This is a genomic window from Streptomyces sp. NPDC127038 (assembly GCF_042725875.1).
GTDB lineage: Bacteria > Actinomycetota > Actinomycetes > Streptomycetales > Streptomycetaceae > Streptomyces.
In genome coordinates this window covers 132,201-148,729 of record NZ_JBHXDQ010000004.1, presented here as the reverse complement: position 1 = coordinate 148,729, position 16,529 = coordinate 132,201, and the positions used below count along the sequence as shown (strand labels likewise).

General features: G+C 72.3%; 15 protein-coding genes and 2 pseudogenes. 4 read left to right on the top strand and 13 right to left on the bottom strand.

The window, feature by feature from the left end; translation table 11 throughout:
* Positions 1-1,437 (top strand): aldehyde dehydrogenase family protein, encoded by a 1,437-nt coding sequence (locus ACFWI4_RS04725; RefSeq protein ID WP_387190994.1) that lies wholly within the window; start codon positions 1-3, stop codon positions 1,435-1,437.
* Positions 1,438-1,471: 34 nt separating this feature from the next.
* On the opposite strand, the gene trxA is transcribed toward ACFWI4_RS04725, so the two are convergent.
* Positions 1,472-1,846, bottom strand: a complete 375-nt coding sequence (trxA, locus tag ACFWI4_RS04720) for a thioredoxin (protein ID WP_387190992.1) — start codon at positions 1,844-1,846, stop codon at positions 1,472-1,474.
* A 119-nt stretch (positions 1,847-1,965) separates the two neighbouring features.
* On the opposite strand from trxA, the gene ACFWI4_RS04715 reads away from it, so the two are divergent.
* Entirely contained in the window at positions 1,966-3,399 is a 1,434-nt protein-coding gene (locus tag ACFWI4_RS04715) for a dihydrolipoyl dehydrogenase family protein (protein ID WP_387190991.1), read from the top strand.
* 31 nt (positions 3,400-3,430) lie between these two features.
* Here the strand turns inward: ACFWI4_RS04715 and ACFWI4_RS04710 are convergent, their stop codons facing one another.
* Together ACFWI4_RS04710 and ACFWI4_RS04705 are read right to left on the bottom strand one after the other, a co-directional pair.
* Positions 3,431-5,017 (bottom strand): ABC-F family ATP-binding cassette domain-containing protein, encoded by a 1,587-nt coding sequence (locus ACFWI4_RS04710; protein ID WP_387190989.1) that lies wholly within the window; start codon positions 5,015-5,017, stop codon positions 3,431-3,433.
* A gap of 225 nt (positions 5,018-5,242) precedes the next feature.
* Entirely contained in the window at positions 5,243-6,130 is an 888-nt protein-coding gene (locus ACFWI4_RS04705; RefSeq protein ID WP_387190987.1) for a helix-turn-helix domain-containing protein, read from the bottom strand.
* Between the two features lie 199 nt (positions 6,131-6,329).
* Between ACFWI4_RS04705 and ACFWI4_RS04700 the strand changes: the two genes are divergently transcribed.
* Positions 6,330-6,521: a hypothetical protein gene (locus ACFWI4_RS04700; protein ID WP_387190985.1), complete on the top strand. Its 192-nt coding sequence runs from the start codon at positions 6,330-6,332 to the stop codon at positions 6,519-6,521.
* Positions 6,522-6,812: 291 nt separating this feature from the next.
* Here the strand turns inward: ACFWI4_RS04700 and ACFWI4_RS04695 are convergent, their stop codons facing one another.
* The 4 genes and pseudogenes from ACFWI4_RS04695 to ACFWI4_RS04680 all read right to left on the bottom strand — a co-directional run.
* Complete coding sequence (locus ACFWI4_RS04695; protein ID WP_387190983.1) at positions 6,813-7,472, bottom strand: peptide deformylase; 660 nt, start codon at positions 7,470-7,472, stop codon at positions 6,813-6,815.
* Positions 7,473-7,653: 181 nt separating this feature from the next.
* A complete protein-coding gene (locus ACFWI4_RS04690; RefSeq protein ID WP_385401226.1) occupies positions 7,654-8,001 on the bottom strand; it encodes a tetratricopeptide repeat protein in 348 nt (115 codons plus the stop codon).
* Positions 8,002-8,068: 67 nt separating this feature from the next.
* A complete protein-coding gene (locus tag ACFWI4_RS04685) occupies positions 8,069-8,527 on the bottom strand; it encodes a MarR family winged helix-turn-helix transcriptional regulator (protein ID WP_387190981.1) in 459 nt (152 codons plus the stop codon).
* A 107-nt stretch (positions 8,528-8,634) separates the two neighbouring features.
* Positions 8,635-9,105: pseudogene (locus tag ACFWI4_RS04680) on the bottom strand (MarR family winged helix-turn-helix transcriptional regulator); the annotation flags it as partial.
* Between the two features lie 319 nt (positions 9,106-9,424).
* On the opposite strand from ACFWI4_RS04680, the gene ACFWI4_RS04675 reads away from it, so the two are divergent.
* Entirely contained in the window at positions 9,425-10,390 is a 966-nt protein-coding gene (locus ACFWI4_RS04675) for a pirin family protein (protein WP_387190979.1), read from the top strand.
* A gap of 45 nt (positions 10,391-10,435) precedes the next feature.
* Here the strand turns inward: ACFWI4_RS04675 and ACFWI4_RS04670 are convergent.
* From ACFWI4_RS04670 to ACFWI4_RS04645, 6 genes and pseudogenes are all read right to left on the bottom strand, one after another.
* Positions 10,436-10,618, bottom strand: a pseudogene (locus ACFWI4_RS04670) (electron transfer flavoprotein subunit alpha/FixB family protein); the annotation flags it as partial.
* Positions 10,619-11,046: 428 nt separating this feature from the next.
* On the bottom strand, positions 11,047-11,547 hold the full coding sequence (locus ACFWI4_RS04665) for a hypothetical protein (protein ID WP_387190977.1): 501 nt from the start codon (positions 11,545-11,547) through the stop codon (positions 11,047-11,049).
* 840 nt (positions 11,548-12,387) lie between these two features.
* On the bottom strand, positions 12,388-13,197 hold the full coding sequence (locus ACFWI4_RS04660; RefSeq protein ID WP_387190975.1) for a hypothetical protein: 810 nt from the start codon (positions 13,195-13,197) through the stop codon (positions 12,388-12,390).
* 340 nt (positions 13,198-13,537) lie between these two features.
* On the bottom strand, positions 13,538-14,188 hold the full coding sequence (locus tag ACFWI4_RS04655; RefSeq protein WP_387190973.1) for a lactate utilization protein C: 651 nt from the start codon (positions 14,186-14,188) through the stop codon (positions 13,538-13,540).
* Positions 14,185-15,663, bottom strand: coding sequence for a LutB/LldF family L-lactate oxidation iron-sulfur protein (locus ACFWI4_RS04650; RefSeq protein ID WP_387190971.1), 1,479 nt, complete (start codon positions 15,661-15,663; stop codon positions 14,185-14,187). The genes ACFWI4_RS04655 and ACFWI4_RS04650 overlap by 4 nt, the downstream gene beginning before the upstream one ends.
* Positions 15,660-16,415, bottom strand: coding sequence for a (Fe-S)-binding protein (locus tag ACFWI4_RS04645; protein ID WP_387190969.1), 756 nt, complete (start codon positions 16,413-16,415; stop codon positions 15,660-15,662). The genes ACFWI4_RS04650 and ACFWI4_RS04645 overlap by 4 nt, the downstream gene beginning before the upstream one ends.
* Positions 16,416-16,529 lie beyond the last annotated feature (114 nt).

Below are 16,529 nucleotides of genomic sequence, written 5' to 3'. Positions count from 1 at the left end.
ATGCCGCTGCTCGACCCCACGACCTGGCAGTCCCACCCGCTTCGGGGCGAGACCCACACCGTCACCGAGCCCGCCACCGGCGAGGGCCTCGGCACCCTCACCCTCGCCGGACCCGAGGACGTCGCGACGGCCGCGCGGACCGCCCGCGCCGCCCAGGCCGAATGGGCCAGGGCCCCGCACTTCGTCCGCGCCGCCGTACTGCGCAGGGCGGGCGACCTCTTCTCCGCGCACGCCGGCGAACTGCGCGACTGGATCGTCCGGGAGTCGGGCTCCATCCCCGGCAAGGCCGACTTCGAACTGCACGTGGCCGCCCAGGAGTGCTACGAGGCGGCCGCCCTCGCCTCCCGCCCCACCGGACAGGTCCTGCCCTCGGAGGCTCCGCGGCTGTCGTACACCCGCCGTGTCCCGGTCGGCGTCGTGGGCGTGATCGCGCCGTTCAACGCGCCGCTGATCCTCTCCATCCGCTCGGTCGCCCCCGCGCTCGCCCTCGGCAACGGCGTCGTCCTGAAGCCGGACCCGCGCACGGCCGTGTGCGGCGGCCTCGCCCTCGCGGCCGTCCTCGCCGAGGCGGGCCTGCCGGACGGGCTGCTCCAGGTCCTGCCCGGCGGGCCCGAGGCGGGCCGGGCCCTGGTCACCGACCCCCTGGTCCCGGTCATCTCCTTCACCGGCTCGACCGCCGCGGGACGCGCGGTCGGCGAGGCCGCCGGACGCCATCTCAAGCGCGCGCACCTGGAGTTGGGCGGGAACTCCGCCCTCGTCGTCCTGGAGGACGCCGACCTCGACGCGGTCATCTCCACGGCGGCCTGGGGCTCGTTCTTCCACCAGGGCCAGATCTGCATGACCACCGGCCGCCACCTGGTCCACGCCTCCCTGTACGAGGAGTACGTGGAACGGCTGGCCGCCAAGGCCGACTCCCTGGCCGTCGGCGACCCGCACCGCGAGCAGGTGCACCTCGGGCCCGTCATCGACGAGGCCCAACTCGCCAAGATCCACGGACTGGTGGAGTCCAGCACCGCGGGCGGAGCGAAACTGGCGGCGGGCGGCACGCACGACCGGCTCTTCTACCGGCCGACCGTCCTCGCCGGAGTCGACGACACCACCCCGGCGTACGCGGAGGAGGTCTTCGGCCCGGTCGCCCCGGTCCGCTCCTTCGCCACCCTCGACGAGGCCGCCGCCCTGGCCGCGGCGGGCCCGTACGGACTCTCCCTGGGCATCGTCACCCGGGACACCGCCCGCGGCCTCGACCTCGCCGAACGCATCCCGACCGGCATCGCGCACATCAACGACCAGACCGTCAACGACGAGGCGGTCGCCCCCTTCGGAGGCACCGCCGCCTCCGGCACCGGCGCGCGCTTCGGCGGCGAGGCGAATCTCGACGCCTTCACCGACGTCCGCTGGACGACCGTGCGCGGGGACGTGGCGGGGTACCCCTTCTAGAGCCCGTGGGCCGGCGGCGGCCGCCCCCGGCCCGTCAGGCGTTCTTGCCCTGCTGCGCCGCGACCGACTTGCGGACCTCGTCCATGTCCAGCTTCCGGGCCTGCCCGATGATGTCGTCCAGCGCGGCGGCGGGCAGCGCACCGGGCTGGGCGAAGATCGCGACCTGGTCGCGGACGATCATCAGCGTCGGGATCGACTGGATGTCGAACGCCGCCGCGAGCTCCGGCTGCGCCTCCGTGTCGACCTTGGCGAAGACCAGGTCGGGGTTGGCCTCGGCGGCCTTCTCGTAGACCGGGGCGAACTGACGGCACGGCCCGCACCAGGACGCCCAGAAGTCGATCAGGACGAACCCGTTGTCCGTGACCGTCTGGTCGAAGTTCTCCTTGGTGAGCTCAACGGTGCTGCTCATTCCATTTCCCTCTTCCTCGCGTACGGGTCATGCCGGTCAGCACAACGCCACCCACCGGGGGCCTATTCCGGGCCCGTACCCGTGTGGCCACGGCGCACACCAGCAACCAGACTGGCCCCATGACGGAAACGGAATCCATCGCCTACGACGTCGTGGTGCTCGGTGCCGGACCCGTGGGGGAGAACGTCGCCGACCGCGCACGCGCCGCCGGCCTCTCCACCGCGGTCGTGGAGAGCGAACTGGTCGGCGGCGAGTGCTCGTACTGGGCCTGCATGCCCAGCAAGGCACTCCTCCGCCCGGCGATCGCCCGCGCCGACGCCCGCCGCGTACCCGGCCTCGCCGCCGCCGTGCAAGGCCCCCTCGACGCCTCCGCGGTACTCGCCCACCGCGACTGGTTCACCTCGGACTGGAAGGACGACGGCCAGCTCGCCTGGCTGGACAGTATCGGTGCCGACCTCCACCGCGGACACGGCCGGCTCGCCGGACCGCGCACCGTGACGGTCGAAGGCCCCGACGGACGACGCACGGTCCTGACCGCCCGGCACGCGGTGGCGGTCTGCACCGGCACCCGCGCCCAGCTCCCCGGCCTGCCCGGCCTCGCCCAGGTCAAGCCCTGGACGAGCCGCGAGGCGACCAGCGCCCACGCGGTTCCCGGACGGCTGATCGTGGTGGGCGGCGGTGTCGTGGCCGCCGAGATGGCCACGGCCTGGCAGGCACTGGGCTCCCGGGTCACCCTCCTGGTCCGCGGCAAGGGACTGCTGCCCCGCATGGAACCCTTCGCCGGGGAACTCGTCGCCGAGGCGCTGACCGAGGCGGGCGCGGACGTCCGCACCGGCACCTCGGTGACCGCCGTGTCGCGCGAGGGCTCGACGGTGGTCGCCCTCACGGACACCGGGGACCGCATCGAGGCCGACGAGATCCTGTTCGCGACCGGCCGGGTGCCGCACACGGACGACATCGGCCTGGAGACGGTCGGCCTGGAGCCGGGCGGATGGATCGAGGTCGACGACAGCCTCCGGGTCGTCGGCAGCGAATGGCTCTACGCGGTCGGTGACGTCAACCACCGGGCGCTGCTCACCCATCAGGGCAAGTACCAGGCCCGGATCGCGGGTGCCGCCATCGCCGCCCGCGCCGCGGGAGTACCGCTGCTGGAGACGGACCCCTGGGGCGCGCACTCCGCCACCGCCGACCACGCCGCCGTACCCCAGTGCGTCTTCACCGACCCGGAGGCGGCGGCCGTGGGCCTGTCCCTCGCGGAGGCGGAGCAGGCGGGCCACCGGGTCAGGGCGGTGGACGTCGACATGGCCTCGGTCGCGGGCGCGGGCCTCTACGCGGACGGCTACCGCGGCAAGGCCCGCATGGTCGTCGACCTGGACCGCAGGATCGTCCTCGGGCTCACCCTGGTCGGCCCCGGCGTCGGCGAACTGATCCACTCCGCGACCGTGGCCGTCGTCGGCCAGGTACCGGTGGACCGCCTGTGGCACGCGGTCCCGTCCTACCCGACGGTCAGCGAGGTCTGGCTGCGGCTGCTGGAGGCGTACCGGGACGCGTGAGGCGCCGGGACCCGCGCGGCCCCCTCCGCGATCAGGACAGGGACACCAGCTCCCGGTACTCCTCGCTCCACAGGTCGTCGTCGGCGCCCGGGAGCAGGAGCACCCGGTCCGGGCGCAGGGCGTCGACGGCTCCCTCGTCGTGGGTGACCATGACCATCGCGCCCGGATACGTGGCCACCGCGGCCAGGACCTCGGCGCGCGAGGCCGGGTCCAGGTTGTTGGTGGGCTCGTCCAGCAGGAGCACGTTCGCGCCCGAGTGGACGAGCCCGGCCAGGGCGAGCCGGGTCTTCTCGCCGCCGGAGAGCACCCCGACCCGCTTGTCGGCGTCGTCGCCGGTGAACAGGAACGAGCCGAGCACCCGCCGTACCTCCCCGTCGCCGAGACCGGGCGCGGCCGCGGCGAGATGGCCGCGGACCGTTCCGGCGGGGTCCAGGGTGTCGTGCTCCTGCGCGAAGTAGCCGAGACGCAGCCCGTGCCCGCGCACCACCCGCCCGCTGTCCGGATCGTCGTGACCGGCGAGCAGCCGCAGCAGCGTCGTCTTGCCCGAGCCGTTCGGGCCGAGGATCACCAGCCGACTGCCCCGGTCGACGGCGAGGTCCACGCCGTCGAGGACGCGCAGCGTGCCGTACGACTTGGCCAGCGCGACCGCGCCGAGGGGCATCCGTCCGCACGGGGCCGGTTCGGGCAGCCGGATCCGGGCCGCCCTCTCCGTCCGCCGGACCGGTTCGAGTCCGGCGAGGAGGCGGTCGGCACGGCGGTCCATGTTCCTGGCGGCCACGGCCGTCGCCACGTGCGAGCGCATCTTGTCGGCCTGGGCGTGCAGCGCGGCGGCCTTCCGCTCGGCGTTCGCCCGCTCCCGGGCCCGCCGTCGCTCGTCGGCGTCGCGCTGGGCGAGGTAGGCGGACCAGCCGGTGTTGTGGACGTCGAGCGTGGCGCGGTGCGGGTCCAGATGGAAGACGCGGTTGACCACGTCGGCCAGCAGGGAGGTGTCGTGGGTGATGAGGACGAGCCCCGCCCGGCGGCCGGCCAGGAACCCGCGCAGCCAGGCGGTCGCGTCGGCGTCCAGATGGTTCGTCGGCTCGTCGAGGAGCAGGACGCCGGCGTCCGCGAACAGGACGCGGGCCAGTTCGACCCTGCGCCGCTGCCCGCCGGAGAGGGTGCCGACCGGCTGGTCCAGCACCCGGACCGGCAGCCCCAGGCCGGCGGCCACCCGGGCCGCCTCGGCCTCGGCCGCGTATCCGCCGCGTGCCTGGAACTCGGCCTCGGCGCGCACGTAGGCGTCCATCGAGCGCTCGGATCCGTCGGCCATCGCGGCCTCGGCGGCCCGCAGGTCCCGTACGGCACGGTCGAGGCCGCGGGCCGAGAGGATCCGGGCGGTGACGGTGACCGTGGGGTCGGCAGCCGCCGGGTCCTGGGCGAGATGGCCGACGGGCCCGGTACGGGAGACGGAACCGGCGGCGGGAGGCCGCAGCCCCGCGAGGGTGCTGAGCAGCGTGGTCTTGCCGGCGCCGTTACGGCCGACCAGGCCGACGCGGTCGCCGGGGGAGACGGTGAAGGAGATGCCGGACAGCAGCAGCCGGGCACCGGCGCGCACGTCGGCACCGCGAACGGTGATCATGGGAAAACGCTCCAGAGGTCAATCGGCTCAAGGACACACGTGTGGCGTGGAAGCGGGTCCTGGAGCTAAGAGACGCGGGGCGTAGACATACCGGCAGGCTAACGGAGGCGGGGGCGGGGCGCCCGTGAATTACGGGCCGGGACAACCGGACGAGCACCTCCCGGCGGACCGGCGACGCGCCACCAGGTGGTCCATGGGGGCTCGCCCGCCCCCCTCGACGTCACCTCACCCGGGCGTCTCGTCGTCGCCGGGCGCTTCTTCGAGATACGTGGCCAGCGGCTGGAGAGCGGCCCAGAGCTGATCGAAGTGGGCCGCGAAGTAGCTCATGAAGGTGGGATCCTCGACGCTGAAGCAGTTGAGCTTCTGGCGCGGGCCTCCGGAGAAGGCCAGGAACACCACGCTGTCGTCGATCAGGGCCATGTTCAGATCGTCGGCAGCCGCCGTCCATCGCAGCACGTTGGCCTCGTAGTTGAGGATGTCCTTGCTGTCCTCGTAGTGATCGCGGGCCCAGGACAGCATGGCCTTGTCGGGACACCCCTCGCGTTCGGGCACCCCGATGATGCGGCGCACGCACCGTTCGTCGTCGCTCGCGGCACGTGCCCAGTTCAGAATGGACTCGAAGTACTCGGCGGACGCCGGAGTGGTGTACTGCGTCGGCGGATACCGGCGGGTGTAGGTGACCCGGATCTCCGACCGTGCCAGGCGGACGCGTTCGGCGGCCGCCAGGTAGAACTCGCGGTTGTTCCGGTACCAGCGCGCGGAGAGCATCGCTTCGCCGCCGACCTCCAGCCCCTCCGGAAGCGCCGCCTGCGTCGGCGTGTTGGCGGGTCCCCGCGCCTGCTGGCGTACCTCGTCGATCTGTCGCCTGGCCCGCAGCCAGGCCTCCTGCCAGTCCTTCGTGACACCGTCGCACGCCTCCACGAACGCTGCCGTGTGGGGCCAACTGGGAAAGCGGCGGCCGTTCAGGATCGCGGAGACGGTGCTGCGCGCGCACCCCATCCTCCTGGCGAGTGCCTCCTCCGTGGGTTCGACGAGGGTGCGGCGTCGCAGCTCGCGCAACCGGGCCGCGAACGCGAGCTGGGGTTCGGGCGGTGATCCGCTCGGGCCGGACATGGTTCCCCCCTCGGCGATCGGCACACAACGCTACTGAGTGTCCGTCATCGTCCGTCATTGCCACAGGCATTCGCCGATGTCCGTGCCTGCGTTCCCCGCGCCCGTGAAGTTCTACGCGTGTATCCCAGGCGTTGTCCCTGCACCAGCCCCGTTCCAGACTCCTGGGAGCGGTCTTCCGCTCGGAGACAAGGAGACTCTCGTGCTCGTCGAATTCAGGCTGGACCTGCCGGGTCCCATCGCGTCCTTCGTGGCCGTGCTGGTGCTGGGTGTCGTGCTGGTGATGTCGTCCCCGGTCCAGGCGGGGGACTTCCAGGAGAGGGCGTGGCTGCTGTCGCTGGCCGCGGGCCTGGCGCTCGGTGTGCCCGTCGTCGGCGGGAGGGGCCGGCGATGACGTCTCGCGACGACGTGCGGCGATGCCCGCACTGCGCGGCGGAGGTCCCGCGCTCGCCCCGTAGCGAACCCTTCTTCGGCTGCTCCGGTCAGCCGTTGGTCGCCACGGTGTCGGTGTGCGGGCGATGCCGCCGCCGGCTCGATTTCCGGATCGGTGGGTCGGAGACCGGCCCGCGGGGTGGCGGCCGGCCCGGCACGGACCGCCTCTGACCGTGCTCCTCCGGCCCCGTTCGTTTCGGCAGGTCGCCCCTTCCGGGGGCGGCCCCTGCCGCGGAACCACCGGGCGGGGACGTCATTCCGGCAGGACGAACCCGAGGGCCTCGGCTGCCCGTCGCGGTGTCGGCTGGGGCCAGAGTTCCGCCGTCGCCTGGTTCGAGGACAGGGAGCGGAGCTCCGCGTGGTCGAGGTAGAGCACGCCGTCCAGGTGGTCCGTCTCGTGCTGGACGATGCGGGCGGGCCAGCCGCTGAAGACCTCGTCGACGGCGAGCCCGTGTTCGTCGAGCGCCGTCAGCCGCACCTGGTCGTGCCGGGCCACCACGGCCTGCCAGCCCGGAACGCTCAGACAGCCCTCGAAGAACGCGGCCCGCCCGGGGCCGATCCCGTCGTACGACGGATTGACCAGCACGCGGTACGGCAGCGGCACCCGTCCGCGTACGAGGCGGATCTCGTCCGAGACCGGCGCCGGGTCCTCTATGACGGCGATCCGCAGCGGCACCCCGACCTGCGGTGCGGCGAGGCCGACGCCGGGCGCCGCGTGCATCGTGGCACGCAGGGCGGCGACGAACCGGGCCAGCAGGTCCGGGTCCAGCTGCCCGTCGAAGGGCTCCGTGCCCCGGCGCAGCACGGGATCACCGGCCGCGACGATGGGCAACGGCCCCTCGTGACCGAGGAGTTCTTCGACCAGGTCGCTCAGGGGGATGCGCGGGGGGCTGCGGTCAGGTTCGGATCCCATCCCGCCAGGATGCCAAGCGGAAGCAAAGCGATCGAGGCGGCACGGGCGGAGTCGGGGGACATTCCTCGTATGGCACCGGTCACAACGCCGGGCCGCGCCGGTCGGGTCCGGCCCCGACGGCCGCCGAGGCCGGGCCCGACATGGCCGGGTCCGACCCCGGAATCACCGGAGACGGCCCGTCTCAGGCTTCCTCGAACTCGCCACCGAGCGCGGACGCGATGCGCAGGTGGGATGCCGCCTCGTCGGGGCGGCCGAGGCGCTGGAGGGTGCGGCCCAGCATCAGACGGGCGTAGTGCTCCACCGGGTCGCGCTCCACGATGGTGCGCAACTCGGTCTCGGCGCGCCGCAGTTGGGCCGAGTGGTAGTAGGAACGCGCCAGCAGCAGCCGGGGTCCGGTCTGCTCCGGCACCTCCTCGACCAGTCCGCCCAGGACACGGGCCGCGGCCGCGTAGTCCTTGGCCTCGAAGAACATCCGCCCGCGCTCCCAGCGCTCCGCGGCCGTCCCGTGGTCGTAGTACGTCATGTCCACCACTGACCTCCTTCGACGCGCCACAACCACGCTGATCGGTTGAATATTCCACTAGTCGGCGCGTCGGCTACGCCCCGGCGAGTTCCGCGTTGGCCCGCTCCGTCACCAGGGCGAGTACGCGCCCCGCGACGGCCAGGTCCTCGGCCGGGATCCCGGCGTACACCCGGGCGGCGATCGCGTCGCCCGCGGCCCGGACCGACGCGAACAGCTCCCGCCCGGAGTCGGTCAGCGACACCTGCTCCGGCGCCGGCTCCTCCAGGAGTCCCCGTGCCGTCAGCTCCTCGACGGTCCTGCGGGCCGCCGCCTCCTCGATCTTCAGGCCGGCGGTGAGCCGGTCCGTGACCCGGGCGCGCTCGGTGGTCCCGCCGCCGTCGGACACGGCCCGCAGGGCCACCGACTGCTCGAACGTGGTGCCGCTGCGGGCCAGCACCCGCTCCAGGGCGGCGCGGGACGCGTAGTGGGCGAGGCCGATGACCTGGCCGTTGACGGGGGGAGCGGAGGGAACGGGGGTGACTGGGCTGGTCATGGCTACTCCTCGGGTGGAACCTCTTCGGAATGTTTGGAATGTTCGGAATGTGCGTAGGGTGCGGAGTGCTCGTCAGGCCGTGGCGCTCGGCCGGAGCGCGGTTCGGCCTCGGTGGGCGGATCGAGCGGTACGTCGAGCAGGGCGGCCAGTTCATTGCTGAACGCCCGTGTGCGCTCGCCGCCTAGGCCGCCCAGGGGTTCGAGCAGTTGCTCAAGCAGGCCCTGGACCACGGTGATGGCGCGCAGGGTCACCTCGCGCCCCTCGTCGGTGAGGGTCAGCCGCACGGCCCGGGGGTCCGCCGGGTCCCGGGTGCGGTCGAGGAGGCCGGCCGCCTCCAGGGAGCGGGCCAGTTTCGAGACGTAGAGCGGTTCGAGTCCGGTGTGGTCGGCGAGCCGGCGCTGGCTGGGGTGCTCCCCGGCCCGGTGCATGCCGTACAGCGACGCCACCAGCGAGTACTGCGCGTGCGTCAGGCCCAGCGGGCCCACGGCCCGGTCCACCGCGACGCGCCACTTCATCGACAGCCGCCAGACGAGGAATCCGGGCGTCGCGTACTCGGCGGCCTGCTTCGCTGAACTCATGAGAGATACGGTACATGGCTACTATGTCCATGGCTACTATTGTCCCCATCCCTCCGGCCGCCCCCTCCGGCCGCCCCCTCCGGCCGCCCCCTCCGGCCGCCCCCTCCGGCCGCCCCCTCCGGCCGCCCCCTCCGGTCGGCCCGCCCGGCTCGCCGCTCAGCTCCTCCCGGCTCGCCGCCCGGCCCCGAACGGCCCCGGCCGGCGTGTGCGGACGTACGGCCGCGCTCCCGGGCAGCCGCGCCGGTTCTGGGTCAAGTGCCCCTCAATGTGCCGATCGATGGACTGACGAGAGGCCCCCGGCGGGGCTAGGTTGTCGGGCATGAGCAATCTTGATCGGGAGGCGGTTCCCGCCCCCTGTGGCGGCCGCGGGTTCGTGGTGGCCGAGCCGGTGCGCGAACTCCTCAGCCCCCGCCGGGTCAAGCTCGGCGAGGCGACCGAGGTCCGGCGTCTGCTGCCCAATCTGGGCCGGCGGATGGTCGGCGCGTGGTGCTTCGTCGATCACTACGGGCCCGACGACATCGCCGACGAGCCCGGCATGCAGGTCCCGCCGCACCCGCACATGGGCCTCCAGACCGTCAGCTGGCTGCACGAGGGCGAGGTGCTGCACCGCGACTCCACGGGCAGCCTCCAGACGATCCGCCCGCGCGAGCTCGGCCTCATGACCTCGGGCCGCGCGATCAGCCACTCCGAGGAGAGCCCCCGCGCGCACTCCCGCCTGCTGCACGGCGCGCAGCTCTGGGTCGCGCTCCCGGACAGCCACCGGCACACCGACCCGCACTTCGAGCACCACGCCGAACTGCCCGTCGTCACCGCCCCCGGCCTGCGGGCCACGCTCCTGCTGGGCACGCTCGACGGCGCGGCCTCGCCCGGCACGACGTACACGCCGATCGTCGGCGCCGACCTGGCCCTGACGGCCGGCACGGACGTACGGCTGCCGCTGGAGCCCGACTTCGAGTACGCCGTCCTCGCCATGTCCGGCGAGGCCCGGGTGGACGGCGTACCGGTGCTCCCCGGCTCCATGCTCTATCTCGGCTGCGGCCGCACCGAGCTCCCGCTGAGCGCCGCGACCGACGCGGGCCTCATGCTGCTCGGCGGCGAGCCGTTCGACGAGGAGCTGATCATGTGGTGGAACTTCATCGGCCGCACCCAGGAGGACATCGAACAGGCCCGCGAGGACTGGGCCAAGGGAACCCGCTTCGGCGAGGTGAAGGGCTACGACGGGGCACCGCTGTCCGCCCCGGAACTGCCCCCGGTCGCCTTGAAGCCACGGGGACGGGTGCGCTGAGCCGGGAGTGGCGTCCACCGGAGCCGGGGCAGGGCAGATGCGGCATCAGCCCTTGCGGATCTTGATCCCCTCGGTGCGCCGGTGGACGACGTCGAAGAGGTCGCCCAGGATGCCGCAGTCGACGAGGCCGAAGACGAGCACCTCGGCGTCCTTGTCGATCGCCGCGATCGTCTTCGAGGTCCGCATGCCGGCGCGGTGCTGGATGGCACCGGAGATGCCGGAGGCGATGAGGTGCGTTCCGGTGGCGCGTGCCGGACGCTCGGTGCCTTTTCGGATCCTGCGGGCCGCCCAGCCGCGTTGCCGCGGTGGCCGGTGACCGAGAAGAGCGGCAAGGGCTACGCCCCGGCACCGAGGCCGAGGGCGCTGTCGTTCGGCGCTCGCTTCCGCGATGCCGTCCGCCGTGCCCGGTCGGGTGATCTTCGCGATGGGAGAGCGGGATGGCTGCTGCACCAGGAGCTGAGACCTGAACGGTACATCTGCCGCGCATCCGCGGGGCCGGCAGCGCAGTGCACCAGCACCTGGCGGGTGGCAGGCCCGCCGTGCGCACCGATGACGGCTGGTGTGGTCGGTTCCGGTCGTCACATCGCCTCGCGGACGGCGACCACTGTGTTCGGGCGACGCCCGGCCGAGACGGCCGGGCGTCGAGGGGCATGTGGCTACTTCCAGACCTGGTACCGGCCGCCGTTGCACGCGAGGGTGTACACGTCGCCGTGGGAGTTGCTGTCGAGGCACTGACCGGTCTCCCGGTTGACCAGGTTGAAGCCGTCCCCGGTCCACTTCTCGTACCACTGCTCGTAGTAGTTGGCCGGGCTGGAGCACCGCTCGGTGTAGACCTGGCCCTGCCAGTAGGCGGTCAGGCATTCGCCCTGGTTCGACTTTTCGGTCCAGGCGCCGTTGGAGCTCTCCAGGTTGCTCTGGCCGTCGTACCAGTCGCTCTTGAGGTGGCCGATCGGGTCGAAACAGTGGACCATGCCCGGCGCGTCCGTGCTGACGCGGTGCTCCGCGCCCACGGTCGCCTCGGTGATCAGGCAGCCGCCCGTCTGGGCGTTCCGCCAGTGGATCTGACTGTCGGCGGAGGCGTTGCCCGAGGTTGCCAGCACGAGGACGGGTGTGGCAGCGGCGACAGTCAGGAATGTGGTGATGCGCTTCTTGGACATGATGGCGCAGTTCCCCCTTTGAGTTATCGGTAGTAGAGGCCGCGCGAAATGCGATGCGACAATGGGGGTCAATCCATTGAATGCAAAACTCCGTCAAAACCCTCTGCTTTTAGAGGGTTTGACCGGCGCGCGACTGGCCAAGTCTATGCGACGGTGAATCAGGTGACCTTGTGATCTTCGTGACTCCGGCCTGGTCACAGGCCTTGAACCCCACCCGAAGTCGGTTGGTGACTTCGCGGGTCGTGACTGGGACGGCAGGTTCGCCACCGGATTCCAGCGGGCCGACGGCTACCGGCTCCGAGTCGGCCCAGCCAAATGCACTCCCAACAGCCGCACTTGTGCGTCAAGGTCGAGGATGCCCTGGAGCAGGGCGAGACTCGACTCCTGGAGTTGAGCGCGGGCAAGCCGGATCGTCGGCCTCATGAACCCGAGGCCCGGATTTCGCCGGTCCGGGCCGACTGTTCCTTCTGCATCGGCAGAGGTGGACCGGGTCCGCGCATCATCCGCCTGTCCAACGTCGACCGCGGCACCCGGAGGAAGAGCGTGCACGGCTCCGCGCGGACCTGTGACTTCGCCCCGGACACCGACCAGAGCGGTACACCCATGCCACGGTCCGAGGGAACTCCCTTTCGAAACGCCTGGCGACGGTTGTTGCGGGATCCGAGGTGCGGGAGGAAGACCCGAAGTCCACGTGGTGGTGGATGGGGCGAAGCCCGGTCGGGGGACACCGTTTGGGTGCCGACTGTGCGACCGGGCTCGCTCGACGGAGAGGAACGGGACCCGCCGCCTCTTTAGGAGTGCCGACGGACCCAGGATTGCGGCGCGCTTCTGGGCGTGGGGTCAGAGGCCCGAGGCCGTGTCCAGCGCGCCGTTCTGGACGTCGCGCCGGGACATGGCCATGTAGGCGACGAAGCCGACGATGGCGACGGTCCAGGCCGCGGTGACCGGCCCGAGGCCGAGCGCGAGACCGCCGCGGGCGTGGCTGAGCGCCATCCAGTCGGCCACCGAGGCGCCGAGCGGGCGCGTGATGACGTACGCGGTCCAGAACGCGGCGACCGCGTTCAGGGTGCCCCACTTGTGCGCGATGGCGGGGACGGCGATGGCGACGGCGTACAGGACGGCCGAGCCGAGGTAGCCGAGGCCGATCGTGGCCGAGAGGTCACCGGCCGCGGTGCCGAGCGCGAACGTGGCGAGCACCGTGGCCCAGTAGAACACCTCGCGGCGGCGGGTGCGGATGCTGTGGATGGAGAGCGTGCGCTCGCTGGCGTACCAGACGGCGAACACGGCGCCCAGCGCGACCATGAAGAGCGGCGTGGAGATCAGGTACGGAACACCGAGACCGACGTGGAGGATGTCGGCGGCCATCGTGCCGAACACGCTCACCATGACGACCGCGGTCCAGTAGATCCAGGCCACATAGCGGCGGACGGCGAACTGGAGCACCAGGGAGGCCGCGAAGGCGATGCCGCCGAGCCCCACGGCGGGAATCGGCCCGAGCGCGTGGGCCAGGAAGTCGGACGCCGTCTCACCCATTCCGGTGGTCAATACCTTGATCACCCAGAAGTACAGGGTGACTTCCGGGACCTTGCTCGCCATGACGGCGGCGGAGGTGACGGGCGAGGATTGACGGGTGACGTGCTCGGTGCTCATGCGCGGCACCATGACACGCCCGACCCCCGGCGTCACAGAGGGCTTTGCCATGGCTTTGACGCTTCTGGGGCATGACTTGCCATGAGCCGTTCCGAGCCTGAACGCAACCTGAACGGTCCGGCGCAATGCCTGGTCGGAGCCGTGATCGCGATGGTACGAAGGCGGGTCATGGACCCGGCCCGGTCCGGCTCGGTCCGGTCCGGCCCGTACGTCCCCGATCGCTCGGTCCCTCCCTGCCGGCTCAGTCCGCGCCGACTCCCTCAGCCGCCCGTTCCCTCCGGCGCCGGGCCGGAGCCGCGGGTCGACCGCTCCGGCGCCCGCCCGTCGAGCGTCGCACGCGTCACTCCTGGCTCACCAGTACCACCTCAAGGACTCGCGGCCCGTGCACCCCCTCCACCCGGTCCAGCTCGATGTCGCTGGTGGCGGACGGGCCGGAGATCCAGGTCAGTGGGCGGGACGGGTCCAGACGTTCCAGCGCCTGGGGGACCGAGGCCACCACCTGGTCCGGGACCCGGACGACACAGATGTGGTGGTCCGGGATCAGTGTGATCCGGCGGCGGCCCTGGTCCGGGCCGCCGTCCAGCACGATCGTGCCGGTCTCGGCGACGGCGACGGCGCAGCCGGTCACCACGCTCTCCACCGCGTCGAGTTCGCGGGGCGTGCTCACCGCACGGTCGTGGACCCGGGTGGGGTCCGCCGCGGACATCCACGCGGGCGGCAGCCCCGGCGGCACGAGTACGTACCGGGACCCGCGCTCGGCGAGCAGCCGCATGACGACGTACGGCAGTTCCTCCTCCGTCGCCCGGTGCACGATCGCCCGGTAGTCCGCCAGGTTCTCCGCGAGGAGGTCGACCGTCCCGGCGGCATCGCGCGCGCCGTGCTCGCGCAGATAACTCCGGCCGACCGCCTGCTCGTACGGCATGTCGTCGTCCCGGGGCACGTCCGTGAGGGCCCGGCGCACCCGGCCCAGGACCAGATCCCTGCTGCTCACTTCGTCATGTCCTTTCCGCCGCCCGTACGTTGCCACCAGTCACGGAACGACTCCGCCGGGACCGTGGGCAGTTCACGGGTCGCGCTCCACGCCCTGCCGGGGCCCGGCAGGGTCCGCGGGTGGAAGCGGCGGGTCCCGGACGCCAGCCGCTGACCGGCGCGCAGGGCGCCGGGACGCCCGAACGCCCAGCGGGCCGCGCGCATCGCCGCCCGCTCCGCCGCGTGTCCCCCGGCCGGCCGCAGCACGACCGTGTTGCCGTCCCGGGTCGCCCGGCCGCCCTGCACCAGCCGCTCCCGCAGATGGACGAGGACCTCGGGGATGTCGATGGCGACCGGGCAGACCTCGTAGCAGGCGCCGCACAGCGAGGAGGCGTACGGCAGGGAGGCGTCGATCTCGCTCCCGGTGCCCCGGAGTTGGGGACTGAGGATCGCGCCGATCGGGCCCGGGTAGACCGAGCCGTAGGCGTGCCCGCCCGCCCGCTCGTACACGGGGCAGACGTTCAGACACGCCGAGCAGCGGATGCAGCGCAGCGCCTGGCGTCCGACCTCGTCGGCGAGCGTGTCGGTGCGGCCGTTGTCGAGCAGGACCAGATGGAAGGCCCGGGGCCCGTCCCCGTCCGTGGTGCCCGTCCACATCGAGGTGTACGGGTTCATGCGCTCCGCCGTCGAGGAGCGGGGCAGCGTCTGGAGGAACACTTCGAGGTCCCGCCAGGTCGGGACGATCTTCTCGATGCCGACGACCGAGATCAGGGTCTCGGGGAGCGTCAGACACATCCGGCCGTTGCCCTCGGACTCGACGACCACGAGGGTGCCGGTCTCGGCGACCATGAAGTTGGCGCCGGAGACGCCGACCTTGGCCCGCAGGAACTTCTCGCGGAGATGCAGCCGGGCCGCCTCGGCCAGTTCGGCGGGCGTGTCGGTGAGTCCCTCGGGAGCCGCCCTGCCCCAGGCACCCATCTCGCGGACGAAGATGTCCCGGATCTCGCCGCGGTTGCGGTGGATCGCCGGGACGAGGATGTGCGAGGGCCGGTCCTTGCCCAACTGCACGATGAGTTCGGCGAGATCGGTCTCGTACGCGTGGACGCCCGCGACCTCCAGCGCCTCGTTGAGCCCGATCTCCTGCGTGGCCATCGACTTGACCTTGACGACCTCGCTCTCCCCGGTCGCCCTGACCAGCTCCGTGACGATGCGGTTGGCCTCCTCGGCGTCCGCGGCCCAGTGCACGACGCCGCCGGCCGCGGTCACCGACTCCTCCAACTGCACGAGATAGCGGTCGAGATGGCGGAGCGTGTGATCCTTGATCCGCTTGCCCGCCTCGCGCAGCTCCGCCCAGTCGGACACCTCGGCGACGGCCTTGGCGCGTTTGGCGCGGATGGTGTGGGTGGCGTGCCGCAGATTGCCGCGCAGGGTCGCGTCGCCCACGGCCTCGCGCGCGGCCTCGGGGAAGGCCGGCATCCCGACGAACGTTCCGCTCATGCCCTCTGCTCCTCTGCCGTGCTCGCCAGGATCTCCGCGATGTGCACGGGCCGCATCCCCGTCCTGAGGCGGCCCATCGTGCCGCCGAGGTGCATCAGACACGAGTTGTCCGCGGCGCACAGCACCTCGGCGCCCGTCGACTCGGCGTTGCGCACCTTGTCGGCGCCCATCGCCGCGGAGACGTCGGGGTTCTTGAGGGCGAAGGTGCCGCCGAAGCCGCAGCACTCCTCGGCGCCGGGCAGTTCCCGCAGCTCAAGTCCCCCGACCGCCTCCAGCAGTCGGCGCGGCCGGTCGCCGAGTCCCAGACTCCGCAGCCCGTGACAGGTGGGGTGATAGGTCACCGTGTGCGGGTAGTACGCGCCGACGTCCGTCACCCCGAGGACGTCGACCAGGAACTCGGTCAGCTCGTACGTTCTCGGCACGACCGGCGCCAGGGTCCGGGCCAGGGTGTCGCCGCGTCCCTCGGCGCGGGCCCGTTCCCCCATCCGCGGATACAGCTCCCGCACCATCGCCCCGCACGATCCGGACGGCGTCACGATCGCCTCGTACTCCCCGAACACCTCGGCGAAACGCCGGGCGAGCGGCTCGGCCTCGTGGCGGTACCCGGTGTTGTAGTGCGCCTGGCCGCAACAGGTCTGCCCCATCGGGAAGTCGACATCGACACCCAGTCTGGTCAGCAGGTCCACCACGGCCCGGCCGGTGTCCGGATACAGCGTGTCGTTGATACAGGTCAGGAACAGGGCGACACGCATCGCGGCTCCTCGGGGTCGGTCGTGGATGGGTGCAGGGTACGTGGCGGCCGCGCGCCGCAGGGGAGGCGCGCGCCCGCCGTCCGGGCGGCGCACACCCACGGTGGGGGCGGCGCG